12 protein-coding genes are annotated in these 26,858 nt (G+C 38.9%); all 12 read right to left on the bottom strand.

From position 1 onward, the window contains the following. Positions 1-89 precede the first annotated feature (89 nt). Complete coding sequence (locus tag J7E57_RS11275; protein WP_215128041.1) at positions 90-1,283, bottom strand: DUF4998 domain-containing protein; 1,194 nt, start codon at positions 1,281-1,283, stop codon at positions 90-92. Positions 1,284-1,310: 27 nt separating this feature from the next. Then, complete coding sequence (locus J7E57_RS11280) at positions 1,311-2,510, bottom strand: DUF5000 domain-containing lipoprotein (protein ID WP_215128043.1); 1,200 nt, start codon at positions 2,508-2,510, stop codon at positions 1,311-1,313. Positions 2,511-2,536: 26 nt separating this feature from the next. Next, the gene (locus J7E57_RS11285; RefSeq protein WP_215128045.1) at positions 2,537-4,540 is read right to left on the bottom strand and encodes a RagB/SusD family nutrient uptake outer membrane protein; all 2,004 of its coding nucleotides are present in this window, start codon (positions 4,538-4,540) and stop codon (positions 2,537-2,539) included. Positions 4,541-4,563: 23 nt separating this feature from the next. Next, the gene (locus J7E57_RS11290) at positions 4,564-7,797 is read right to left on the bottom strand and encodes a SusC/RagA family TonB-linked outer membrane protein (protein WP_215128047.1); all 3,234 of its coding nucleotides are present in this window, start codon (positions 7,795-7,797) and stop codon (positions 4,564-4,566) included. Between the two features lie 897 nt (positions 7,798-8,694). Continuing rightward, positions 8,695-10,440, bottom strand: coding sequence for a RagB/SusD family nutrient uptake outer membrane protein (locus J7E57_RS11295; RefSeq protein ID WP_215128049.1), 1,746 nt, complete (start codon positions 10,438-10,440; stop codon positions 8,695-8,697). A 12-nt stretch (positions 10,441-10,452) separates the two neighbouring features. Beyond that, on the bottom strand, positions 10,453-13,542 hold the full coding sequence (locus tag J7E57_RS11300) for a SusC/RagA family TonB-linked outer membrane protein (RefSeq protein ID WP_215128052.1): 3,090 nt from the start codon (positions 13,540-13,542) through the stop codon (positions 10,453-10,455). A gap of 30 nt (positions 13,543-13,572) precedes the next feature. Continuing rightward, a complete protein-coding gene (locus J7E57_RS11305; RefSeq protein WP_215128054.1) occupies positions 13,573-15,276 on the bottom strand; it encodes a RagB/SusD family nutrient uptake outer membrane protein in 1,704 nt (567 codons plus the stop codon). A gap of 4 nt (positions 15,277-15,280) precedes the next feature. After that, positions 15,281-18,346: a SusC/RagA family TonB-linked outer membrane protein gene (locus J7E57_RS11310; protein ID WP_215128056.1), complete on the bottom strand. Its 3,066-nt coding sequence runs from the start codon at positions 18,344-18,346 to the stop codon at positions 15,281-15,283. Between the two features lie 455 nt (positions 18,347-18,801). Continuing rightward, the gene (locus J7E57_RS11315) at positions 18,802-20,427 is read right to left on the bottom strand and encodes a RagB/SusD family nutrient uptake outer membrane protein (RefSeq protein ID WP_215128058.1); all 1,626 of its coding nucleotides are present in this window, start codon (positions 20,425-20,427) and stop codon (positions 18,802-18,804) included. 11 nt (positions 20,428-20,438) lie between these two features. Then, on the bottom strand, positions 20,439-23,465 hold the full coding sequence (locus J7E57_RS11320; RefSeq protein ID WP_251029881.1) for a SusC/RagA family TonB-linked outer membrane protein: 3,027 nt from the start codon (positions 23,463-23,465) through the stop codon (positions 20,439-20,441). A gap of 254 nt (positions 23,466-23,719) precedes the next feature. After that, entirely contained in the window at positions 23,720-25,561 is a 1,842-nt protein-coding gene (locus J7E57_RS11325) for a glycoside hydrolase family 35 protein (protein WP_215128060.1), read from the bottom strand. A gap of 108 nt (positions 25,562-25,669) precedes the next feature. Then, positions 25,670-26,791 (bottom strand): glycoside hydrolase family 43 protein, encoded by a 1,122-nt coding sequence (locus J7E57_RS11330; protein WP_215128062.1) that lies wholly within the window; start codon positions 26,789-26,791, stop codon positions 25,670-25,672. Positions 26,792-26,858 lie beyond the last annotated feature (67 nt).

Below are 26,858 nucleotides of genomic sequence, written 5' to 3' on the forward strand. Positions count from 1 at the left end.
TTTTGATCAACAAATTTAACATTATTCTAAAAAAGAAAATTCTCTGGGTTTTGATAAAACCCAGAGAATAAGCAATTAACTTTAATACGTTAAAGTGATTTAAGCATTACTTCTTTTACAATCCAGAATTGATTTCCTGATGCCGTCAGCATCGTGGCAAGAAAGCCTATTGAAACTGTTGTTGATTGTGTTAATGTAAACTGGAACTTATTATTTGCAAAATTGGTATAACCTAATGAAGTTGATACATCGGCCACATCTGGCAGGGTATTACCAGCTGCTGCTACGATGTAAACCGGATCCTTTGCTTCATTTTTAGCCATGGTAATTTCGAAACTATAGCTGCCCGCCGGAAGCGTAAAAGTTTGGTATATTTTACCATTTGTAATTTGTGCAGTGCCATCCCAACCCATTTCCATTGCCAAACAGCCACCTTGATCCGAGCACCAGCCACCTAAACCACCATGATTTTTAATATTTGCAGTAACGGTCCAATCGGCAATATTACGCCACCTGCCACCACTTGCAGCAGCTAAGAATGGATTACCTTTATTTTTAAAATAGGTTGAGGTGATATCGGCTCCTACCCGTTGTGTTTGAAAAGCAGTTGAAAATGTATCGATTGAAACGGTATCAGGTAAAAACAACGTACGGTACCTAAGGGTGGTACCTGGCTTAATATCTGAGATAGAAGTTGTTGTCTCATCAATTTTAGCTCTGATCTTTTTAATTACATTACTCAGGTTCGTGTATTCTACTTCAGTAGCAAACACACCTGTTAAACGGTCCATTCCCTGCCAGGTAATTTTAGTTAGCCCACTTGCATCAGTAAAAGCGGATTCTATTGGCCGGTTAAACAAGGATGATTGATACCTCTGGCCATAAGACCTCCCCGTTTTGTATACCGGAATTGATTTATTCCCAACACCATCATAGGTATAGATTTCGAAATTCTGTACACCCTCTTTTACATTTTCTACAAAGTATTTCAACGTATCGATGGGATATTTTTTCTTTACGGGGATAACGACAGAATCGGCTTTATTATTCCAAAAGATTTTACACTGCGTCACTTTTGGATCTGCAAGAAACAACCCACGGATGTACACCCTATTATTTCCAGACATTACTTTTACTGAATCCAATTTCCCAGTGTAAGAGATCTCTCCCGTTTCGGTAAATTTTTTATAGTCGTCGGCCTTTGTACAGGCGAGGTAAGCGCCAGCCAACAGGATCATAAAAGCTAGTTTTATGGTTCTTATATTTATTTTTTGATTATTCATCTCTAAAATTCTGTTAAGTTATTGCCTCTATCTTGGGTCTCCATAAAGTTGAACTTCTGATACACTCATAAATGAGTTACCCTGCCAATTATTAATAGATTTTATGCGGATGTACCTTACTTTTTTAAGGCCTACAGCAAAATTGTAGCTTATGCCGGCATTTGCAAAAGCGTAATCTTCACTTGTTTGCACACCATAAGCACTTTTAGAAGGTTTTTGAGAGCTGTATTTACCCAACATTACCCAGTTATTAAAACTTCCGTCAGCAGGTGGGTTATCGGTACCCCAGATTTCAAAATCTTTTAAATTGCCACCATAATAATAAGTACGGCCAGCATTAAGGTACTCAGGATAATTCCAAACCACAATACGGCTAAGCGTGGCAATTTTACCCAGATCAAAAGTTACCCATTGCGGCGTTAATACTGTGGTTTTGGTTAAGCATACACTAGGCCAATCGATAATGTTTCCGTCCCACATTTTAGCTACACCCGTGTTTGAATATTCTTGAGGAGTATCTGTTGGCAAAATTACTTCTTTATAGGTCGATTTAGATAAAACCGTTTCATAAAGTGGCTTTAATGTAGTAAAAAGCGTATCGCTATAGTTTAACCACCGATCTCTAATGGTGATGGCAAATTTTTGGCTTAAAGTATCTAAGCCCCTAACGGATTGATCGATATCTATAGCGGCGGTATAAATATTTTTTGATGTTGGTATATATTTACCTTTCGATAAAACCAAAATCTCTATGGCCAGATCGGCTTTTGATGGGTTAGTGCCTTTAAAGTTTAATCCACCAAAATCAGCAACAGCTTTTAAACTTCTGTAAACACCCCAAATTGGGTTTTCCAGTGGTTTAACCTTAACGATAACAGGTTCTGAAGCGGTTTCACTTCTGTTTACACTATATACTTTTACCTCATGCTCATTGGTATCTCCAAATCCTTCTACCAATAAACTATTGCCATAATAAGAAGTTTTTACTTCCATTTGTTGGCCGTTGGCTAAATTGTATACAGCTTTTATATACAATAAATCTTTATCGCTAGGTAAGCTGAAGGTAATGGTTGCATTGCCTGCACCATTGGTAACGGAAACATTGGACACTTTTCCGGGAGGATTGGTATTTTTTTCCAATGGAACAATTTCTTCTTCCTTGCAACTCGAAAAGGCTACTGCTAAACCAAACAGCAACACAAGCAGGTTTCTATTCATTCTTTTCATATTGAATATTTTTACAAAAATTAATACTACCAACCTGGGTTTTGAACCAGTTTAGGGTTAACTGTTAAGTCATAAGTTCTTAGTGGCCACAAATAATCGCGTGGTGCCACAAAATTCTGGTTAAATATGGTTCTAACACGGTAATACTCTGAAGCCGTTGGCTGATAAACGCTCCATCCTGTGATGGATTGGTTAAACATTTCTGCAGCTCTTTTCCAACGCTTAATGTCCCAGTAGCGGCTACCTTCAAATGCCATCTCAATCAATCTTTCTTGCTGGATAATTTCGCGCATACCGTCTTTTGAAGTGTACTTGCCCGGATTGTTGGAATAAGTGGTCCATGAGGTTTGCACCGTTTGTAGTCCAGCTCTTGTTCTAATTCTGTTTATGTATTCGTAAACATCAGCAGAAGGACTGGCCAGTGTTTCGTTTAAAGCTTCGGCATACATTAAATAAAGATCTGCCATTCTTACCTGCGGCCATGGATAGTCGCGATAACTGGCACCGTTGGTACCATTAATCATGTTCCAATCTACCAGTTTCTTGATAAAATAGCCGGTTTCGTTGTACCATCCAAAGTTGTTTGCACCGGCAACCTGATTAGATTTTCCTTCTAAAACGAAAGTTCCCTCGTCAGAATTGGTTGGACTATCATATTTATACCAAACACCACCATCAAAGCCTAAATCGGCATAAAATCTTGGTTCTCTATCGAAATTGATCCTCGCTGTGGTGTAACCTTCTTTAACATAAAACCGCTCACTTTTAACGGCTGTTCTCAGGGTATATTTATTGGTAAAATCGAGGGTTTTATCTTCATTGATCGGCACTCCGTTTCTACTGTAAAACATTTCGGCAATTTTTAATGGTGGCGCCAATTGCTGTCTGGCACTACCAACCACCACAGTTGCAGCTAAACGCGGCATAGCAGCTCTTTGCATGTTAAAGGTTCTGCTGTTCGGATTTGCCCAAACATGCTCCAGGTTTACATTGAAACGCTCAGTTACGGCACCCTTAATGGTTAATTGCCTCAAGGTAGTATCTGATAGTTTAAAGGTGGTACCCGGAAACTGATATAATTTAAATCCAGCAGCTTCTGCACCTTCAATTGCTGCTTTGGCAGCATCGGAAGCTCTTTTCCATTTATTGGCATCGTAAGTGGTATTAAACAACACTACCCCATCCTTATCTCTAAAATTACTATAGTCGGTATTGCCATTAAACAGTGGACTTGCAGCAGTTAACAGCAGTTTTGCTTTTATAGCAAGTGCAATGGGCTTTGTAATACGTCCAAGTTCAGTGCTTTTATCCGTAATAATTTGAGGTAGGTTAGGAATAGCCTGATCCAATAATCCAACTACATAGTTTACACACTCATCAAAAGGCATTCTTTTAACCCTCACGTCTTCTTCAGTAGCACTAATTCCTAAATTGACATCAATAATTGGAATAGGACCGTACATCCTTAAGAGATAAAAATTATAATAAGCTTTTAAAAACTTAACCTCCGCAATCCATCTTTGCCTTTCATCTAAGCTTAAATCTGGTATTTTGCTTAAATCCTGTACGTTTTCCAGAAAAATATTGCAGTTTCTAATGGCTTTAAATAAACCATAATTACCATTTGGGTTATCGTTATAGTTGAAAACATTGCCACCACCCTGATAGCGACCATTCCAGGCATCCAAATACGGATTTTCGGCACCCTGGCTACCTCTGGCCATCCGCCAGCCATAAGAAATAAACTCTCTTTCATCTAATGATGTCCATATTTCATCACCAGCCATGAAGCCAGCATTAAGCAGTGGTTCTCCATCTTTTGGAAGAAAGGAATAACAGGTAAACAGGTATTTTTCGGCCTCATTTCTTAGTGTAAAGGCATTATCTATTGTAGCTACGTTATCGGGCACAATATCCAGGTATTTTTTACAAGAACTAATGGATATCACGATAGCGAGTATGACCAGCGTAAGTTTAGCTAAACCTGGCTTTGCTGTATCTTTTCGAAATAAAATATTGTTGATTTTCATATTTATCTTTTTAAGCTCAATCGTTAGAATGAAACATTTAAACCTAAATTATATACTGTTTGTACAGGATAGCCTAAGCCATTTCCGCCCATTTCGGGATCCCAAAGTTTAAAATTGCTAAAACTGGATAGGTTGGTAGCATTTACATAAACCCTGGCACTATTAAGGCCAAGTCTTTTTTGCAGTTTGGTTTGCAGATTATAACCAAGTTCTACACTCTTTAATCTTAAGAAAGACCCGTTACGCATCCACCAGGTTGAGGTACGGGTATTATTATTTACAAAATTCGGGCTTAAACGCGGCCAAAAGGCATAGCTATCTCTGTTTTGCTCAGACCAGTGACTGTTGGCTATTACCTCTAATAATCCATTTTGTGTAACGTTAGGATTGCCAGTTTCGTTATTGAGTACGAAAGGAGAAATATTACCTGGATTAATGAAAAATGAAGACCTGGCCGAACCTTGTAAAAATGCAGAGATATCGAAGCCTTTAAAACCAAACGTACCTCCAAAACCATAAACGATTTCAGGACTGGTAGGTAAGCCAATAGGCACCTGGTCTACATCACTGATAATACCATCGCCATTTACATCTCTATACTTAATATCCCCACCACCATAGTCTAAGCCTGGTACGCCTGCAAACTGCACAGGTGAGTTTTTAGCTTCTGCATCATCAATAAATAAACGTTCGGCAATGTAACCAAATGATTGTGTTGTAGGTAAACCAATATGGTAACGATAAGCCTCTTTGGTACTAAATGAGGGTTCATCATAAATTAATATCTTATTGGTGGCATAAGTAAAGTTTCCCCTCATTTGTAGGAACATGCCGTTGTGAAACGATTTGTTATAGCTGGCAGAGAAATCGACACCTTTACTTTCGGCTTTATTGGTATTCGCCCTTACTGATGCCTGTAAGCCCATCGTACTTGGAATAAAAGTTCTGTCGGTTAAAATGTTCGAGCGTTCGTTTTTATAAATATCGAATGTTAGATTCAAGCTATTAAACAAGGTCATATCTAAACCAATGTTGGTTTGTCTAGATTTTTCCCAGGTAATGAATGGATTAGAATAACGCGAAATTGAAATACCATCTCTATAGTATAAACCATCTTCGCCAAAACTCGAACCAAATGTTCCGTTGTTCATGTTTACTTCAGAAAGGTAGAAGAAACGATCGGAATCATTTCCAATCTGATCGTTACCCACCAAACCAAAGGTTGCCCTTAACTTTAAACTATTGATTACGCTTGTAAGTGGCTTAAAATAGTTTTCATTCGAAATAATGTATCCTAAACCGAATGATGGAAAGAAACCAAAACGGGTATTTTCTGCAAAACGTTCAGAACCATTATACCCAAAGTTGAACTCGGCTAAATAACGGTTATCGTATCCATAAGTAGCTCTTCCTGATACTCCCTGATTACGCGATGGTAAAGATAGCTGAAGACTACCTGGATTTGCAGCCAGATAATTTCTCATGGTTGTAATCAACATCACGCCAACTGCATGTTTCTCTTTAAAAGTACGGTTGTAGTTTGCAGAAAACTCGGCATAAAAAGTCGAATTTAAATCCTTTTTACCTTCCGAATAACCTAGATATTCGGTACCTACCGGACCAATTGATAATGCACCGCCACCGTTAATTAGGGTGAGTCCGATTGATTTATCTGGTTGCTCGGTAGCCGAATAATAGAAAGGGTTATAAGCACGTGAAATATCAAAATAAGAATACCTACGGGCATAACTCATCATCCTGGCGGTTAAACCAGGTGTAATAAATTTTAAATCCTGCTTAATTTCTATCTGGGTTTGTAATGTAGAAGCATTTTTATCCTGATAACCTTTTACCATTTCGGCATAAGGATTCATATATAAACCACCTCTTGGTGAAATCGCATTACCAAATAAGGGGTGGTTGCTATAAGGTGATAAACTTGCCGGATAAACCGCAGGAAACATTACCGGGTTAGACCAAATTGCCCTGTTAAATGTAGCTCCACCGCCCCCTACTGGACCGGTATAATCATCAAACTGCCCATAAACACGGATAATCGCTTCGGTGGTGTTGGTTAAGTTAATATTTACGTTAGAACGGACAGAATAATTTTTTAACTTGATATTACTGTTAAAGTTATTTAAATCGGCAACTTTTAGTACCCCATTATCAATATTGTAAGTGCCTGCAATATAGTAGCTCGCCTTAGTACCCCCACCAGAGATATTTATGTTATATCTTTGATTCGTGGTATAATCTTTTATCAATTGTTCTATCCAATTGTTGTTTGGATAAAGCAATTCATTTTCGCCCGCAGCAGTTGCATCAATTTTAGTTTGGAGATATGGTAATATGGCCAACCTGTTACGGGTAAGCGCAGCTTCATTTGCCAGCTTCATATACGTTACATTATCTGCAAACTGGAAGTTTTTAGTATTTGAGGAAAGTGAAGACTCGGCCCTGAACCCAAATTTTGTTTGACCTGCAACGCCTGATTTAGTTAAAATAAGTACTACACCATTTGCACCCCTGGCGCCATAAACTGCCGATGCTGTTGCATCTTTAAGTACGTTAAAAGAAGAAATATCATCAGGCTGTAAACGCGCCATATCGTTCTGGCTCGATTCGATACCATCGATCAGGATTAAAGGATCTTGTTTACCTGCACCGAAAGTTCCTAAACCACGGATAAAAAACTGGGCATTATCTGCACCAGGCTCACCGCTTCTTTGATAAGCAATCATACCAGCTACCCTACCCGCCATCATAGTGGTTAGGTTACTGGTTGGCCCTTTAAGCTCTTTAGGATTAATGGCGGTGATTGAACTGATTACACTCGTTTTTTTCTGTGTACCAAATCCCACCACTGCAACTTCTTCTAATGAATTGGCATCTGATGAGAGGGTTACATTAATTACATAAACGCCTTCGGCATTTTTATCGTAATTGGCAATGGCAACATTTTTGGGTTTATAGCCCACCAGTGAGAACAATAATTTGCCTGTTCTTGGCAATTTGATCGTATACCGTCCAAACTCGTCGGTAGATATTCCACGGTTGGTACCCGAAACTTTTACGTTTACACCTGGCAGACCGCCCACAGTGTCTTTTACTATCCCCCTAACCGTTACATCCGTTTGTGCAGATACTGTTAAGCTAGAAGTTGTAATTACTAAATAAATCAAAAATTTTAAGATTGACCTAAGGGTAATACCCTGCTGGTGTAGCGGGATTTTTTTCGGTAGTTTTTTCTTCATAAAAATGGTTTAAAAATGGTTAGCTATATCAATATCCGGCCAGATAGATTACCATCATCTTGCGCTCGTAGAGGCATTAGGCAGTCATCCAATCGAAATATTCGTCAGTATGGTTTGGGAAATAGCACAATGCCCTTATCCCTGGCAATTGTTTTTGATTAGTGTGCTTTTTATTAAAAAGCACTAATGTTATTTTATTTTGCCAGCGGTTTTAAAAAACGGAATGTTGAGTAGATTTAGCTTTCTTCATAATTTTGGTTTAAGGATGAATAATTTGTTAAGGGTAATACTGATTTCAGGCAAACCTTCAATCAGCAATTAGTTAGACAGTAATGGGGTTATTTGTTTGTTTGTTTTAATCTTTTCATGATCGGTTAAAGGTTTAGGTTTTGCTTCTAAAAAACAGGATACAGCCGCTCTAAATTTGCTGCATCCATTAATTATTCTAGGTAGTTAATCTGGAATAATCTGGATCGATCTAATATTCTTATACTTGGTTGAAACAAATTAACTATAAAAAAAGCGGTCGTAGTGAGGGGTAATACGGTAATAAGTAGGGGTTAAATTGTTATTTTTAGGCCATTTTCAGTGATTTTAAGACTTTCAATAAAAATTAAACGTTTAATTGACGTTTAATTTAAAACACATATTCAAACCACTTTCCCTGTTAGGGTAAAAATTCGCTTGTACGATCTGCTTTAGATCTGTCTTTTGAAGTGCTTATTTTGATTAAGGTGCAGCAATAAACGTTCTATACCGAAGATTATGGCTGAATAGCCATTTAGGCTGTATCCTTGTAAGGAAGGTTCTGGTTAGATTTGTATATAAACAAAAAACTCTCCTTATCTTTCTTTGCAGAAAGATAAGGAGAGTAGTTAATCATTAAATTCAAATGCGTTAATAGCCAGGGTTTTGAAGCATTGAAGGCATCTTCGAAACTTCCGACTGCGGAATTGGCATTAAATAATGTTGTGGATTAAATACGTGCTGACGGATGGTATTCACCACCTGATAGGTATACACATTACCTGTTTTAGTAATATTGATTGCTTTATTAAAACCATTGTTCACATCAACAGCAATTTTCCATCTTCTAATATCGTTCCAACGGTGATCTTCATTCATCAGTTCGATGCGGCGTTCGTTCTGAATAACTGTTCTCATTTCATCAACAGACATATTGGCCTTTAAACCATATAAATTATCAGCACCAGCTGTTATACCTGCTCTTTTACGAATGGCTAGTAGTTTGGGATATGCCAGTGCTGTTTGTCCGGTTTCGTTAATGGCTTCCGCATAGTTTAATAAAATCTCTGCATAGCGGATTAACGGCCAGCCCCTTTCTGTATTGAAAGAACTGTTGCTTGATATATTTTCGTCGCACATTTTGCGGGCATAATAACCCGTTGTTGTTGGTCCTGTCCCGTTTGAAGTATACCCATCAGTTGCAGCTCCATTATAGGTATTTACCACAATTTTAGTACTGGTTGTGGTACTGTAATACAGCGATTGATTGTAGATAATGGAATAACCAAATCTTGGATCGCGGTTTGTGTACGGGTTTGCTGCATCATAGCCAGAAGTAGGGTCGGTAATTGCTTTTCCATTTTTCATTGGAAAAGCTGTTGCCAGTTGCTGTGTTGGTGTAGAATTTTTTGCGCCTCCCCTTGATGGTGGATTATAATAACCTTCAAAATCACGGTTAGACGGTCGGTTGAAGCTGAAAATATACTCAGAATTAACCCGTTTTAAAAACACATTGTAAAAACCATAACCCGGAGCAGTTACATTATCTTCGAACAAGCTGTAGGTGCCTGTATTAATTAATGTTTCAGCAGCGTCGGCTGCTTTTTGCCAACGTGCCACACTATAACTGGGATAACTTACAATTGGCTTTACAGCTGCCGATGCCTGGGTTATGGCGCCGCCATTAAACAACGGACTGGCAGCATACAATAAAACCCTCGATTTTAGTGCTAAACAAGCTCCTTTAGTTGCCCGGCCATAATCCTGTTCTGCATAATCAGTGGTAATGGGTAAAATATTTGCTGCAGCATCAAGCTCAGCCGTGATGTAATTAACGGATTCGTCAAATGATGACCGGGGAAGATCGATCACATCGGTAATGCCGTAAACATTATCACCTTCAAGCGGAATTCCACCAAAATTGATGAGCAGCAAGTGATAGTACCATGCCCGCAAAAATTTCAATTCGCCGGTAATACGTTTCTTCTTCGCTTCTGAAAGTGGAATAACGGGCAATTTAGATAACATCAGGTTTACCCTGCGGATATTGGCATACGGGGTTGTCCAAAAATCAGGCAAACTACCCCCACTCCAAAAGTTGGTTGGCGAAAGTGTCCCATTGTACATGATCACCGCATTCTGCGTTGGTCCTGAATAGGCATATTCCGCATCATCGGTAGCCATTTCGGTATTTCCGTGACTGCTAAAACGCCCTTTTGCAAAACTATAAGACGAACTGCTATAAATCTGGGTAAGAAAGCGGATAGATTTTAAACTATCTGAAAACACTGAAGCCTCAGTTTCTCCAGTATCCGCTTTACTATCTAAGAAATCGCTATTTTTTTTACATGCTGCTATTGAAGCACATAAACATATCATTAATACTATTTTTTTCATGTCAATCAATTATCAAAACGTAACACTTAAACCTAAATTGATCATTTTTTGCGGTGGATATTTAATCCTGTCCTGCCCTGTATTCGATTCTGGATCGAACTGATAACGTTTATCCAAGCTCGACCAGGTGAGGAGGTTATACCCATTGAGGTAGGTACGGATGTTCTGCACTTTTAATCTTTCGGTCAGCTTTTGAGGAAAATTATAACTGAACTCTGCATTTTTTAAGCGGAGATAATTCCCTGATACCAACCAAAATGTAGATGGATAAGCAGAAGGACTGCTTAAACCAGGACTTAAAGAAAGCAATGGATATTGTGCTGCATCTCCCAGTGCTGGTGTCCACGAGTTTTGGTGGATCGAAGTTAAATTAGAGGAAAATGCCTGAATGGCTTCTGCCACCCCACGAACATTAAAGTTGGTTGCGGCCTGAAACAATAAACTTAAACCGAAGTTTTTATAATTGGTTCGAAGTTCCAAACCGTAGTTTGTGTTTGGTAAGTTCGGATCTCCATTTATAGACATATCATAACCATCAATTTTACCATCACCATTTAAATCGGCATATTTTAAATCGCCAATTCTTGGTGCGGTTTGAGGAACCGGACTTGAAGCAATTTCAGCTGCCGAAGTATAAAAACCAATCCACTGATAGGTTAACATCTGGCCGATACTGTTACCTGTAAATGCCTGATAAGGATAAGCAGGAGTAGGTTCGTCGCGGTAAAGAATCTTGTTTTTGGCCAGTGAGTAATTTGCCCTCACAGAGAAATCAACATTGCCAATCTTATCTCTATAGCTGATTTCGATCTCACCACCCTGGTTTTGTACTTTACCCAAATTTACCGGTGGCAGGCCCACACCAAAAATTGATGAAACTGTACCTCTTGAAGTTAAAATATCGCTTCTTACATTGTGGAACAAATCGATTGAACCTGTGATCTTGCTTCCGAAGAGACCAAATTCCATCGCTACGTCTGTTTTCTTTTCCTTTTCCCAGGTTACATCATCATTACCCAATGTACCTTCTGAAATTCCGGTTTGTGTATTGTCTGAATAACCAAAAGATGCATTACCTCCATTGCTGTAATTTTGCTGGTAGTAATAGTTAAAACCATCGCCGATGCGGTCGTTACCTACAATACCGTAGGAGCCTCTAAACTTTAAAAAATCGATGAACTTTACGTTATCCTTCCAGAATTTCTCGTTCGATACCACCCATCCGGCAGATGCCGCCGGAAAAAAACCATACTTTTTCTTGCTCACGAAACGATCTGAACCATTGTAAGCCGCATTAAACTGAAATAAATATTTATCATCATAATCATAACCTACACGACCGGTATAACCTTTAAAGTTGTTTGGCACAAAATTATAAACCGCATTATCATTGTATTTGATTACCGTATTGATATTGGTTAATGCTGTTCCATAAACGTGGTGGCTGTTAAAACTTCTATCGTAATTTAATATGGCCTGAGTAGTTAAATTCCTGATTGTACTGCCCGCCCCATAGCCGATAAAATATCTTCTTACACGATAAATATTCGGATCTCTGGGTTCGTAGGTATTGTTATCTGAATTGTAGATAAAAGATGGAAACTGATCTCTCGTCATACTTCTGGTATAATCGTAGGTACTTGCATAAGAAAGCACCCCTTTTATCGATAATCCTTTGGTAATAAAATCTAATTTCTGGTTTACATTGGCCACTAAATTCATGTTATTACCGTATTTACGGTTATAACCATAATGCGTAATCCTTCCTACAATATTATTTTGATTGTAGTTCGGGTTCTCGTCTCTTTGCCACTTGCTATAGCCAAAACTTCCATCGGGATTGTAAACCGGATAATTAAATGGAGCTAGCGAAGCGAAACTTACATAATCGTAAAAGATATCGTTATAACCAAAAGCACTACCGATGTTATTGGTATTGGTTACGCCCAAATTACCATACAAATCGATTCTGATATCCATTGTATTGGTGGCCTTAATATCCAGATTTGAACGGTAATTGTACCGGTTATAGTAGAAATTGGAGTTTACACCCTGCTCTTCGCCGTAATTCCGCAACATACCATCCTGATATAGGAAACCCGCTGAAACAAAATACTTTACTTTTTCTGTACCGCCCGAGATATCAAAATTACCTTTTACCTGGCTACTGAAATCTTTGAACAAAATCTTTTTCCAGTCGTTGTTAGGATGTCCGTATGGATCAGAACCATCCTGATATTTCTGTAAATCAGTTTCGGTAAATCTTGGTGTCAAACCATCATTTGCCCTGGCCTGATTATATAACTTTGCCGATTCATAAGCATCTAAAAACTTTGGCATAACCGTAGGCTGCATTACACTGTATTCACTTCTAAAGGTAATCTGTGGTGTACCCAGTTTACCTCTACGCGTAGTAACAACCACCACCCCGTTTGCTCCTTTGATACCATAAATCGCTGTGGTTGCAGCATCTTTAAGGATACTGATGTTTTCTACCTCGTTAGCATCAATGGCTGCAAACTGCTCCGGACTGTATTCAATGTCGTCTACAATGATTAAAGGTGTGGTAGAACCGCCATTGTACGAACTGATACCCCTGATAAAAAATGTTGCACCATCTGATCCTGGTGCACCAGAACGTTGTTGAGAAAAGAAACCAGGTAACCTGCCAACCAAGGTATTTTGTAAACTGGCAGACGGATTTTGACGGATATCAGCTCCGGTTATGGTACTCATGGACCCTGTTAAGGTTATTTTTTTCTGTTTACCGTAGCCGATAACCACAACCTGTTCTAAGCCCTGTACATCATCTTCTAACTGTACGTTAACGGTTTTTCTGTTGCCAACCACAACTTCTTTCGGAGTTGAGCCAACAAATGAAACCACTATGGTACCGCTTGTTCCCTTTAACCGGAGGGTATAATTTCCTTTTCCATCGGTAACTACCCCATTGGTTGCTAAGCCTTTCTCTTTCACAGAAGCGCCTACTATAGGTCCTGTAGCATCGCTAACAGTTCCCGATACGACCTGGTTTTGTGCCATAACCAAATTGGAGGTTAAAAGCACAAGCAACACCAGTAAATATTGATATATATGTTTCATGTTATGATCTTATATTGGATTTGTACTGATTTACCAACCTTCGTTTTGAAGTAATAAACTGTTTTTGGTTGTTTCTGCGTAAGGTACCGGCATGTGGTAAAGTTTATTGGTAAAAACTGAAGTCACTACCGGAATATTTTCGTACGTGAAAGTGTTGTTGGCATTTTTGGTAATCTTAGTACCATTCAATGCTCCACTCAGTACGGTCGGTGCAATTTTCCACCTCCTGATATCCCAGAAACGGTGTTCTTCAAAAGCAAGTTCTACCCTTCTTTCATTCATAATCAGTGTTCTCATACTCTCCTGAGAGATCCCTACAGGAATGCCATAACGGGTGTTTGTGCCTGCTGTTATTCCTGCTCTGGTACGTAAAAGGATAATCTGCTTAACGGCATCTTCTGTTCTGCCTACCTCGTTTAATGCCTCTGCATAATTGAGTATAATTTCGGCATATCTGAAAATGATAAAATTATGCGATTGGTTGGTGTAAGTACTATTGGTAGCAAAATTTCCCATAAACTTGCGCATGTAGTAACCTGTACGGGTTTGCACCGTTGTTCCTCCTGGTTTATCCAAACCACCCTCGTAGGTTTGCACCCCTCTGTTTAACCAGTTTACGCCGTTATAAAAAATGGTATAATCTAACCGAAGGTCTCTGTTGGTATAAGGCGCCGCCGGATTGTAGCCCGATGCTGCATCGCTAATCGGCAATCCGCTCCGCATGGTAAATGCATTCACCAAATCGGCCGTCGGACTTGTTCTACCATTACTCAATGCAGGTGCTCCATAACCGGATGGTGCATTGGTGGTTTCTATACCCGTATTTACCGCAGCCTGTTTGCTCAGTATAACTTCAGTATTTTTATTGGTTAAAAACACATTGTTAAATACAGGCTGGAGTTGATAATAATTTAAAGCATTAAGTTCTACCGCGGCATCAATTACTTTTTGCCAACGGGTAGCATCGGCTGTTGGATAACCTGTTAAGACTTTTAATGTTCCATTTGATTCTACACCGCCACCATTATATAAAGGACTTGCCGCATATAAATAAGCCCTGCATTTTAACGCGATTGCTGCTCCTTTAGGAATTCTGCCCCAATCCGAAGTGGTATAATTTGCGCCTGTTTCTAATCTTAAGCTATCTTTAACTGCATCACATTCACTAATGATATAATTTATGCAATCAGCAAAACTATTTCTTGGCAATTCGAGGTTATCTTCGAGGGTAAAAACCTTATTGCCGATTAATGGAACACCGCCATATCTTTTTAATAATTCGAAATATAACAATGCCCTAATGTACCTGGCCTCTGCTCTCCAATATTGTTTGGTAAGCGCAGCAATCGGCACCACATTAATATTGGCCAGAAAAATATTGGCCGCTCTAATGCCGTAGTAACTGTTACCCCAATAAGGATCGGGATTGTTTAGCGTACTTATCCTGCCATTTGTAAAATATTCTACCTGGGTGTTGTTTCTTGATGGAATCGCATCTCCTGAAGCTGCATCTAAAAAATCGCCGTCTATCCGGTTAAAACCACTTGGCATATAGTTGTATACACTGTTTAAAAAGAAACCTGCCACAGTTCCGTTTTTATCCTGATCATCCCAAACTAAATCTGCCTGAATCCAATCGCGAGGTTCGGTTTCTACCTTTTTACATGAAGTAATGGCCATAGCCACCTGAAAACCAAATAGCGCAAGTATGATATATTGTTTAAAATTTTTCATGTGATTAAAGTTTAATGTTGATACCCATATTGATCGATCGCTGGATCGGATAATTTCCATTGTACACCTCCGGATCTACGCGATCGCAAGCGGCTAGTGTTAGCAAATTAGTAGCATTGCCAAATACCCTGATGCTCTGTAAACCAATTTTCTTAGCCCAATAGTCCGGTATCGTGTAACCTACCTCAACATTTTTTAAGCGTGCGTAATTGCCCGAGTGCTGCCAGAAAGTAGAGGTAGCTTCGTTATTGATGTTTGTACCAATCGATAATCTGGGCATAGCAGCGGTAGCTGCTGTTTGAGGAGTCCAACGGTCGAGATTTTGTTCCCAAGCCTGTCCAAAACCATTGTTTTGAAAGGCCCACTCCGTATTTCCGCTCAGGTAAATGGTGCGGTTCATTGCCCCTTGTATCAACGCACTAAAATCGAATCCTTTAAATTGAAAGCCTAAATTTAAGCCATAGTAAAACAATGGTTTTGCATTACCGATTGCTGTTTGATCCAGCTGATTGATGATTCCATCCCCATTCAGGTCGCGGTATTTAATATCACCAGGCTGTGCGGTGTACCCTTCCAATTTGGCGCTGCTATTTACTTCAGCGTTATTTTGAAATAAGCCATCAGCAATGTATCCAAAGCGCTGGCCAACGGCCTGCCCTGTTCTGGCCATCCAAGAAAAAGGTTGGTTTACCTCATTTTGATAGAGCACTTTCGATTGTTGCAATCCACCTGTAGCGGCAACATAATAGCTAAAATCATTCACCGTTTGCTGGAAATTCAGTTTGAAATCCCAACCGGTATATCTGCTCTGGCCAATGTTTTCTAATGGATAGTTCTGTCCGATAAGCGCAGAGTTTTTACCTCGTTGCATCAACAGATCATAATATTTATTACGGTAATATTCGACAGTAAAACTCAACTTGTTATCTAAAATCGCACCCTGTAAGCCTATATTAAACTTATTTGCTTTTTCCCATGTAATATTCGGATTGGCTAAAGGCTGTTCATAAATACTGGTATTGGAACCTGGAGTAGAACCAAAATAAGTAGCTGTTCCATCAAAATACCTTTGAATGTAAACAAAGTAGCCAGGATTATCGTTTCCGGTTTTACCATAAGAACCATACAGTTTTAAGCTGCTTAACCATTTAGTATCTTTTAAAAAATTTTCTTTATTGATGTTCCAGGCTAAAGCCATGGCAGGAAAAAATCCATACTTATAATCGCCTGATGGCGGATAATAATTTGATCCATTATATCCAAAAGCCACATCGGCAACATATTTCTCATCGAAATTATACGATGCCTTTCCCGAAATTCCTTGTACAGTATAAGGAAGATCTGAACCTGTAAATGAATTATCGTGGTTGGCGAGTAAAACTGCACTTACGCCATGTTTGTTAAAATTGCGGTCGTAACCAAGTGTTAGCTCCTCATAATCTGAGTGCCCCTGGTAATTAATGCCTGTATAATTGTTTTGTGTACCAATGCTACCATATTGCGTATAGACTTTGGTTGTTGGATTATAGAAAAAACTGGCGAACGACTTATTTCTATAGGTATTCTCAGACAATGTTGCATAAATTGAGGCCTTAGCTTTTAGCCAAAGTCCTTTTGTAATTTCATCAAATGTTCTTTTCAAGAATAAATCGGCAGATACATCTCTCTTATATGTTCCAATATAACCTGATGAAATAGCTTGGGCATAAACGTTGTTCTGATAAGATGAAGTGGTAGCAAAACTTCCATTTGGATTATAAATTGGATAGGCATTGTTCGGTGTACTATAAATGGAACCCAATATTGATTGCGAACCATAACCGGGTTCGTTTCCATTGATTAAACGCCCCATCAGATTAATTCCTGCTGATAGTTTCTTACTGATCTGCAGATCTACATTGGAACGGATGACATAACTTTTGTAATCGTTGTCGGTATTGTAAGTATTAAGATCTGAAGTCCTGAAAAGTCCATTTTGATCTACATGCTCAACAGCGACAAAGTATTTTCCAAAATCATTACCTCCCGATACATTTAAGGTATAATGATTGAAACGCGAAGTGGGCTTAGTTACCAAATCTTTCCAGTTTACATCGGGGTGGCCTTGTGAGTCGCTTCCGGTTTGGTAAGCCTGTAGGTCTGCTGCTGTATAAATTGGTGTTAGGCCATCATTCACCCTAGCCTCGTTGTATAAACTGGCATATTGAAATGAATTTAAGCCCTGTGGGAGTTTAAGTGATTTTTGAAATGCAGTTTGCGCAGTAAATGAAATCGTTTGCTTTGCCTTAGATCCCCTTCTGGTCGTAATTAAAATTGCACCACTTGCTCCTTTTACACCTAACATTGCTGTTGAAACAGCATCTTTTAAAACCGTAATCGACTCGATCTCTTCCATATTAAAAATGGTGAGTGGCCTTGGTATACCGTCGACAATAATTACCGGGTTTTGTCCTCTCAGCGACATCGTGACTGCATCAGAACCTAATGATCCAAGTGAAAGTAATGAAGCGGTTCCATCAGTCCGGCCTTCGGAGCCTAATCTGCCCGAATTTTGATTGGTATATAAACCTGCTAAACGTCCGGTAATGGCCGATTTTATAGAAGTTACAGCAGTTTTGGTTAAATCTGTCGTATAAACAGCATCAGTTGCCATGGTGGATAACGATTGTTTAACCGTTTGATCATAGAGTATTCTAACTGGTTTTAATGCTGCAACGCCTGGATTTTTGCTGCTCACCATAATCACATTCTGGTCTTTCCTGATCTCAAGTTTTAGCACCAATGCGTTTGAAGCATAAACTTCAATCAGATCGCCAGTGCCATAGCTTAACTCAGCAATACCGTTGACATCGGTAATGGCACTGGTTTTATTTTTCGTGTTAACAAGCTTAGCGCCTACAAGGGGGAGCTGATTTTCATCAACTAGGTAGAGGGATGGAGCCTTTTGCAGTGTATCAATATTCTGCTTAAAATTCAGGGCAGATTTAGCCTCGTTAGAAGCGTGCACCGGGATGATTTTAAACAGCAATAAAAACACAACCGAAAATTTCAGTAGTAATTTTTTTTGCATACTAAGGGATGGTTGGTTTAAAAAATTCTGCTCAGGTGAGCGGGTTTGTTTAATTGGTTATTTTAAAAAAGTATTAGTTAAATGCTTTTCAATTTGTAGGGAAAGATGTTAAATAAAATGTCGTTTTTTGCTCATATCTTATTTGTTTGTTACTTGGTCTAACAAAGTAACCATTAAATTACCCCTCAACTGAGGGGTAATACGGTAATAAATAGGGGTTAAATTGTTATTTTTAGGCCTTTTATGCTGTTTTTTTGCTTTTTGGCTAGAAATTAAACGTTAAATAAACGTTTAATTTTAGAAAAGAAAGATTCGATAATCCATCTTCTTAAAGTGATATTGATTTAACAGATTAACCAGTTACCTTGCTTTAAAACCGGATGGAAGCAAAAAATCTCCGAACCTTTCTTTACAGCAAGATCCGGAGAGTGAATTATTTAGGTAACCCGGATGTTTTAATAGCCCGGGTTTTGAGTCAACACCGCATCTTTATTTAATTGTATTTCGCTTAAAGGAATTGGCAATAACAAATTTTTTGTCGTTAAACCTGTAATAGGTTTTGATGCATCGTTCGCGTTTAAACGAAGTGTACGTTCTACTAAAGTTCCGGTCCTCATCAGCGTCATTCTCCTATTTTCCTCGCCGATCAACTCTCGGGCTCTTTCATCAAGAATAAAATCTTTAGTCATTTCAGCTGCACTAACCTGAGCTGCATTTGCCCTTGTTCTAAGTACATTTATTGTTGTGGCAGCTTCAGCTGTTTTACCTTGAGCAACCTGAGCTTCAGCTAACAGAAGGTAAGTTTCGCCCAAACGCATCAAAATAAAATCTTTGATCATCGCATAACCAAAAGTATCATTAGGATCAAAAGCGCCCCATTTGGTTGTACTTGGGCAAATATTGACTAACGTATCAGGACCGGTAAAAGGAACCTGTTTGCCATATCTTGCAGCATATATAGGATTCGGGTCATTGTAATAATATCTTCTGCGGATGTTGTATTGAGAGTTACGGATATCGTTACCTTTATACAATCCGTAAAGCACCCAGTTACTTAGGCGCAACCTGCCAATCGAACGCCCGCCTAACGAATCGGCCAAAGCCATTCCTGCAATGTTGTAATAAGCAGCGCCCCATACCCTTCTTTGCTGTGGATTATCGGTAATACCGCCAACTACCGCAGTTGGGTTTTCCTGCTCTAACACCCAAATAGCCTCTGTATTGCCCTGAACTCTTCTTTCATTTCCATATTGGAACATGTCTGAATAATAATCTCCTGGCTGGCCAGTTTTAACACCATAACGGTTTCTGATCAGACTAAATTTTCCACTACTGATAATGGCCTGTGCCTGTTGTTCAGCTAAATCAGGTTTCCCGATCCGGAGATAAACTTCAGCCAGAAGTTGCATGGCCATAAATTTATTTGCCCTGCCGTACATTTTTCCTTTGGTATTGGTTTTTACCGCTTCAATATCAGGAAGATTTGCTGCAGCAAAAAGCAAATCTGCTACGATGAGGTTGTTTACATCGGCTATTGGTGCCCTTACAAAATCTATTTTAGGCCCTGTCAATGCTTGCGTAACCAGCGGTACACCACCAAACAAAGTAGCTAAATTATTATAAGCATAAGCCCTGAAAAACTTAGCTTCGGCACTTACTGAATTTTTGCCTGCTGCACTTAAAGTGGTAACGCTTGGATTTTCTATGCCATCTAAAATAATATTCGTTAAGTTAACCATGATGTAGTTTCTATTCCAGGTGCGGCCAGCACCAACATCTAAAGATGTTAATAAAGCGTAGTTATAGTAAGGTATTTCTACACCTTGCTGGTTATTTGTTGCATTTGCAACATCGGTTCCTACCTGCCAAACACTTGGCCAGCCTTGTTGATCGGCCCAGGAGAATATAGTACTGGTATGATTATATAAACCAATTAGTGAGGCTTCAAACCCAAGTGAATCGGTAAGTGTTAATGGTGTATATGAAGAAAATGGTTTCTCATCTAAGTAAGATTTTTTGCAAGATGAAAATGCAATAAATAATACGGATAGAGATGCGAATATGGTTATATATTTTTTCATGATGATGATAATTAACGTAATGAAACATTTAAACCCAGAACAAAAGTTCTTGTTATTGGATAATTATTTGTCCAATCTGCCGCGAATGCCTGCTGATTAGCTCCAGAATTCCCTGATCCTCTACCATAAGTAGTTTGCTCAGGATCCCAGCCTACCCAATTGGTGAAAGTGTGCAGGTTACGGCCACTTGCATAAACGGTTAAACTACCCAGGTGAAGTTTATCTAAAATGTGTTGTGAAAATACATAGCTTAATGTTACATCCTTGATTCTGGTGTAACTCGCATCAGATGCATAACCGTATCCTAAAGTATTATTGTAAGACAAAGCCGGGCGGGTTTGGCTTTGGTTTTCTGGAGTCCAGTAACCGATCTCTGCTGGCGTATTTCTTCTACCTGTTTCATCTCCATAGGTTAAATCAGGATTGTTTCTCGTTATACCTTGTGCAGTTTGAATAAATACGCTTAAGTTAATATTTTTATAATGAAGAGTGTTGGTTATACCACCGGTCCATTTCGGGGCGGTTTGCCCAAGAATGGTTCTGTCATCACCAGTAATTTTTCCGTCACCATTTAAATCAGCAAACTTTAAGCTACCTGGTTTTGCTGTTGGATCCTGCTTAGAAACATCTTCGCCCGTTTGCCAAACACCAGTCATTTTGTAATCATATACGACATTGATGGGCTGTCCTATAAACCACCTGTTTCCCAAGTCGTCTTTACCATCGCCATACAAATCGTCGATCTTATTTTTATTGGTCGCAAAAACAACCATTGTTTCCCAACGGAAGTTTTTTCCTGCAATGTTTTGAGTATTCAAAGTTAGCTCTAAACCATTATTGGTCGTTTTACCAATGTTTTCTAAAACTCTTGAGTAACCTGTAATAATTGGCAAACTTCTATTCAGTAACAAACCACTTGTTTTATTCTGGTAGGCTTCTACACTACCGGTAACCCGGTTATTAAGGATTCCAAAATCTAAACCAATGTTTGCCGTTTTGGTGGTTTCCCATTGTAACATGATATTACCCAAATTATTTGGGATAACGCCAATTGTACTTATTCCGTTAAAAGGAGAACGGGATGAACCTTCAGTGGTGATGGTATTATAAACACCAACAGCTTCATTACCAGTTTTGCCATACGATAACCTCAATTTCAAATTGCTGATAAGTTTAACATTTTTCATGAAATTTTCGTTGATAACATTCCAGCCAATTGCTGCCGATGGGAAAACACCATACTTGGTTGTATTTGCACCAAATACGGATGAACCATCTCTACGTGCCGTTAAAGTAAATAAATAGCGGCTATCATAGGAGTAAAATAAACGGCCCATCTGTGAGTTCAGGCCATATCTATCGCGATAAGAACCACTTGTTTGTGTAGCACCTGCCCCTAGGTTATCCAAACCTAATTCATCATTAATAAAGCCGGTAGCGCCTGCCGTGGTTGAATTGTATTTACGTTCTTGTGCACTATATAAGGCAGTAAAATCGAAATGATGCTTTTTAATATCCTTAGAATACGTTAAGATATTTTCTATAGTATAACTATTGGTAGATGCATTAACACTTCTTGCAGTTCCATTATTATCATTTGCTAAGCGCCCTATGTAACTACCTGATCTTTCAGGAAAATAAGTATAACCGGCGTTTAATCTAAATTTAAGACCTGTTAATGCACCTGGAAATTTTACCTCGGCATAACCGTTTCCATTAATATTGGTTGTTCTACCAATCTGTGTTGTTTTTAAGCCTAATAATGGATTGGTGTAAAGCAACTCAGGACTCATTGGGAAGATTGTGTATGATCCATTTGCATTATACTCCTGACCATAAGGACTCATTGCAGTAGCGAACAACAAATTTGCCCTTCCACCATCGAAATTATTACTGGTTAAAAATAGTGATGTACCTACAGTTAAAAAACTGGTAACGTTTACATCTAAGTTTGATCTTAAGCTGACACGATTGAACTGGTATCCTTTTACCACTCCTTTTTGATCTAAATAATCTCCAGAAATAAAATATTTTACGTCAGGGGATCCGCCAGAGATACTTACGTTATGATCCTGAATTTTACCTTGCTGTGTAGCCTCGTCTACCCAATCGATAGTAGTACCTGCATTGTAAGCAGGAAGTTCTCCGATATTTGGAACCGGTCTGGTTTGTGTTTGATTGGTTTGTTTAAGAAAATCAGCATATTTCTGCAGGTATTCTGCTCCGCTCCGGGGTTCTAAAATATGGGCCATATTATCAATCCCCACATAACCGTTATAACGAATTACGGGTTTACCAGTTGTTCCCCTTTTCGTGGTAACTAAGATTACGCCATTTGAACCATTTGTACCATAAATAGCTGTGGCGCTCGCATCTTTCAAAATCTCTACCGATGCAATATCATTGGGGTTAATATCATTTAACGAGCCACCTGTTTTAGTTAACGGAACACCATCTACCACTACATAAGGACCTGCATTGGCTGTTATAGAGTTTTGTCCGCGGATTAAGGCACTAGGCTGACTTCCAGGAACAGATGATGTAGTGGTAACATTTACCCCTGCTACTGCGCCTTCGATTGATTGAAGGACATTCGTTACAGGTAGTTGCGACAACCTTGCTTTAGGTACAGAAACAATCGAACCAGTAACATCAGAACGTTTTTGCGTACCATAACCTATTACAACTACATCTTGTAAGTTTTTATCCTTATCCTCTGCAAGGATGATGCTCAATTGCGTGTCATTAGCTACCAATATGGTATTGGTTACATAACCTACAAAAGTAATCACTAAACTTTCTCCTTTTTGGGCTGATATTTTGAAATTTCCATTGGCATCGCTGGCCACCACCTGAGTAGTTCCCTTAACACTAATGGAGGCACCTGGAATGGGGTTACCTTGATTATCTTTTATTTTTCCAGAAATTGAGATTTGAGCAGTTTGTGCAATTGAATCGTTTGATTTACCTAAGGATAGGATTAAAGCAAACAAAAACATTACCGCACACTTAGATGTGGCTAGTAGTTTTCTTTTCATTTTTTAAGATTATTTGGTTAGTTAATAATTGAACCGCGAGAGGAATTCAAAAGGGTAGTCTGTCAAAATATTTTATTAAAATATTAGTCAGACCTGATGTGGAAATTATGCATGAATGGAGATGAATTGATTACAACAAAGTAACCATAAAATCCTAGTGGAGTGAGGGGTAATACGGTAATAAGTAGGGGCTAAATTGTTACTTTTTGTTAGAATTTGGCTTTTTAACCCCTATTTTGAAGATTTTTAAACGTTTAGTCTACGTTTAATTTTTTTATTGTATTTAAGATTGGTTGATCTATTGCCTTTAAAATATTCTGATCAGGCTTAATCAGTTCTAAAACGGCGATATCATTCTTGCCTTTTTTCAACCATTCTTGAGGGATATATAACGTTTGTTGTGGACCAATTGCCCAGTATTTCCCTAAGTTGTGTCCATTAACCCACACTACCCCTTTTCCCCAATCGGTCATATCTAAATAAGTATCTGCAACTGTCGAAATTTGGAAAGCTCCTTTTTGTAATATTGGTCCGTTTCCACTTTGTTTTGAAAGGGCAGCCTTAGCAGTATAGCCAGCAATATTATTAAAAGGGAAGCCGTACATCGACCAGTTTTTAACTTCGGTACCATCAAAAGTTACCTGTTCGGTAATTCCTTTTTTGTTTTCTAACAGATACTTTCCAAAGTTTACCCTACCCATATTTTCTACAAAAATATCGAGTTGTACTTCGCCTTTCGGGAGTGTTAATGCCAAAGTATTTTGGTTTAACCTGCGGTCTAAAATACCTGCCCTTTTCTGGTTAATAAAAACCAGCGCATAATCCCGTAGTTGTTTAATCTGAAGTTCACCTTTTTTACCTCCCTTAATGGTAGTTCGGTAAAGCACATAACCATAATCTTGGCTAAGATCCTCGAAAGTTAAAGGTGTGCTATTTTTCACTGCTTTTGGCAGCGCATTAAACAAAGCTACTTTACTTCCCAGTTTAAAAGGCGCAATTGCGATACTTGGTTTAGCAGCTGGAATTGGCGGTAAATTTTGTCCTGTTGGAAGATGTTTTTCGATCACACTTCTAAAAGCCTTGAATTTTTCAGTTGCGTTTCCAGCCTCATTTAAAGGCGCATCATAATCATAACTACTGGTTTGTGGCTCGTAAGGTGAAATATCCTTATAGTTTGCCCCATTCATAAAATCGCGCGTTGTACCGCCATGGAACATGTACATATTGATCGAGATGCCTGCTGCTAAAACAGAATCTAACTTTTTGGTGTATTGCGCTGCAGGAACGGTGTGATGAGGTGTTCCCCACCAATCGAACCATGCAGGATACCACTCAGCTATAAAATATGGGCCTTTCCCATTATGGTTCTCATTTACCAAAGCCTTAATTTTTGCCGGATTATCGATTCCGTTTACGGCTGGTAGTAATCCGTCTAAATGTCCATCTTTTACATCTGCAGCCGGATCGCAGGTATAAAGCAATCCATCAAAACCTGCTTCGATAAACATTTTTCTGTTGATATCTAAATAATTTTTATCAGCAGCGTAAGAGCCGTATTCGTTCTCTACCTGTACCATAATAATATTACCACCATGGTTAATCTGCAATGGTGCCAACTGTTTCCCTACTTCAATAATATATTTCTTATACTCATCTAAATATTGTTTTTCGGTACTTCTCACCACAAGGCCTTTTTCGTTCTGTAGCCAATAAGGATAACCACCAAACTCCCATTCGGCACAAACGTAAGGGCTTGGTCTTAAGATAACCCAAAGGCCTTCTTGTTGGGCGATTTTCACAAATTCGGCAATATTATTATTGCCCGAAAAATCGAATTTTCCTTTTTGTGGTTCGTGCAGATTCCAGAATACGTAAGTACCAATCGTATTTAGCCCCATTGCTTTGGCCATCTTCATACGGGCGCGCCAGGCCTCTTTTGGTACACGGGGATAATGTAACTCCCCAGAAATTATCTGAAAGGGTTTTTCATCTAATAGAAAGTCTGTTTCTCCTAGCGTAAACGTATGTTTAGCTTGCTGGCCAAAAGCTGATAAGGAGAAACATATCGCCACCAACCATAATAATTTTGCTTTCATTTTTTAAAGTTGTTTTAAGATGACCCGAATTTTGGGCAAAAAGAATCCCATTTGCGCATTTTTACGCAATTCAGCATCTAGATTTATATAAAAATTTTGTTTTTTTCTCTACTTTTTAAACACGCTCAGATCCCATTTATCTGCCCAGTTTATCGAAATTTTATCGTTCTCAAATTTGATTGGCAACCACAAGTAACGGCCATCAATAGCGTTTTTCGGTTCCCATTTATCAGCCATAAAAATAAATTCTCCTTTTTTGCCTGGTGCTGGCAATACGTGCGTACTCTGCCCGCCATAGGTTAGCTTAGCCCCTTCGCCCTGGCATGGATTTCCCATATAAGTCCAAGGTCCCCAGATGGAGCTTGCTTTGAACCATCTGGCCGGATTTGGTGCCCATCCTGTACAGCCCGAACCAACCATATAGTAGGTTCCGTTTTTCTTAAACAAAGCTGGTGCTTCTGTTTGCTGCCCCACATAAATTCTGATAAATTTTCCTGTATGCCCTAAATAATCAGGGGTTAATTCAGCCAAATGCAACGTAAAATTTTCTTCCGAAGAGAATATATGATAGGCTTTTCCATCATCGTCTACAAAAACTGTCATATCTCTTGCCATTTGCCCACCGGGTAAATCCCTACAGAAAAAACCATCACTTTTATTGGCCGGTTGTTGGCAATTTATCATATCTTTTTCTGCTGTTCCTGCTGCATAAAAGGGCATTTTCTCCGGATTTGGACGATAACTCTTGATAAAAGTATATGGACCAGTTGGGCGATCGGCTACCGCAACACCCGATCTTGCAGCTGCATAACCTTTACCTAAAAGTTCTAAGTGAAACCACATCACAAACTTTTTGGTTTTCTTGTTATACACCACTTTGGGGCGCTCCAAGATCGAGCCTTTAGCAATGTCACTTTTCAGATCTTCTGAAACCGGAAGTGCAATACCTTCATCTTTCCAATTGTATAAATCCTTTGATGAGTAGCAATGTACGCCTACCTGTGCCGTATTGCCTTTTTCACCTTCAATCTTATGCTCACCAAACCAATAGTAAATGCCTTTATATTCGACAATGCCTCCGCCATGGGCGTTAATATGAACACCTTTATCATCCTTCCAAAGTTTACCGGGAGTAAAAGAAGTATATGTTTGTTGTGCTGAAACATAACTATTTAGCCCTAAACTGAAGGCGATAAATCCTAAAACAAAACTGATTCTCTTATTCATCATTTTAATCAAATAATTTTTAACGTTACAAAGACGGTAATTTACCCACATCTTCTCAATTGTATAGCTA

It is taken from the genome of Pedobacter sp. ISL-64, assembly GCF_018613605.1.
Taxonomy (GTDB): domain Bacteria; phylum Bacteroidota; class Bacteroidia; order Sphingobacteriales; family Sphingobacteriaceae; genus Pedobacter.

Bases quoted from the DNA above. Each gene is read 5' to 3' on its own strand.
- J7E57_RS11275 (WP_215128041.1), bottom strand. From the start codon at position 1,283: ATGAATAATCAAAAAATAAATATAAGAACCATAAAACTAGCTTTTATG.
- J7E57_RS11280 (WP_215128043.1), bottom strand. From the start codon at position 2,510: ATGAAAAGAATGAATAGAAACCTGCTTGTGTTGCTGTTTGGTTTAGCA.
- J7E57_RS11285 (WP_215128045.1), bottom strand. From the start codon at position 4,540: ATGAAAATCAACAATATTTTATTTCGAAAAGATACAGCAAAGCCAGGT.
- J7E57_RS11290 (WP_215128047.1), bottom strand. From the start codon at position 7,797: ATGAAGAAAAAACTACCGAAAAAAATCCCGCTACACCAGCAGGGTATT.
- J7E57_RS11295 (WP_215128049.1), bottom strand. From the start codon at position 10,440: ATGAAAAAAATAGTATTAATGATATGTTTATGTGCTTCAATAGCAGCA.
- J7E57_RS11300 (WP_215128052.1), bottom strand. From the start codon at position 13,542: ATGAAACATATATATCAATATTTACTGGTGTTGCTTGTGCTTTTAACC.
- J7E57_RS11305 (WP_215128054.1), bottom strand. From the start codon at position 15,276: ATGAAAAATTTTAAACAATATATCATACTTGCGCTATTTGGTTTTCAG.
- J7E57_RS11310 (WP_215128056.1), bottom strand. From the start codon at position 18,346: ATGCAAAAAAAATTACTACTGAAATTTTCGGTTGTGTTTTTATTGCTG.
- J7E57_RS11315 (WP_215128058.1), bottom strand. From the start codon at position 20,427: ATGAAAAAATATATAACCATATTCGCATCTCTATCCGTATTATTTATT.
- J7E57_RS11320 (WP_251029881.1), bottom strand. From the start codon at position 23,465: ATGAAAAGAAAACTACTAGCCACATCTAAGTGTGCGGTAATGTTTTTG.
- J7E57_RS11325 (WP_215128060.1), bottom strand. From the start codon at position 25,561: ATGAAAGCAAAATTATTATGGTTGGTGGCGATATGTTTCTCCTTATCA.
- J7E57_RS11330 (WP_215128062.1), bottom strand. From the start codon at position 26,791: ATGATGAATAAGAGAATCAGTTTTGTTTTAGGATTTATCGCCTTCAGT.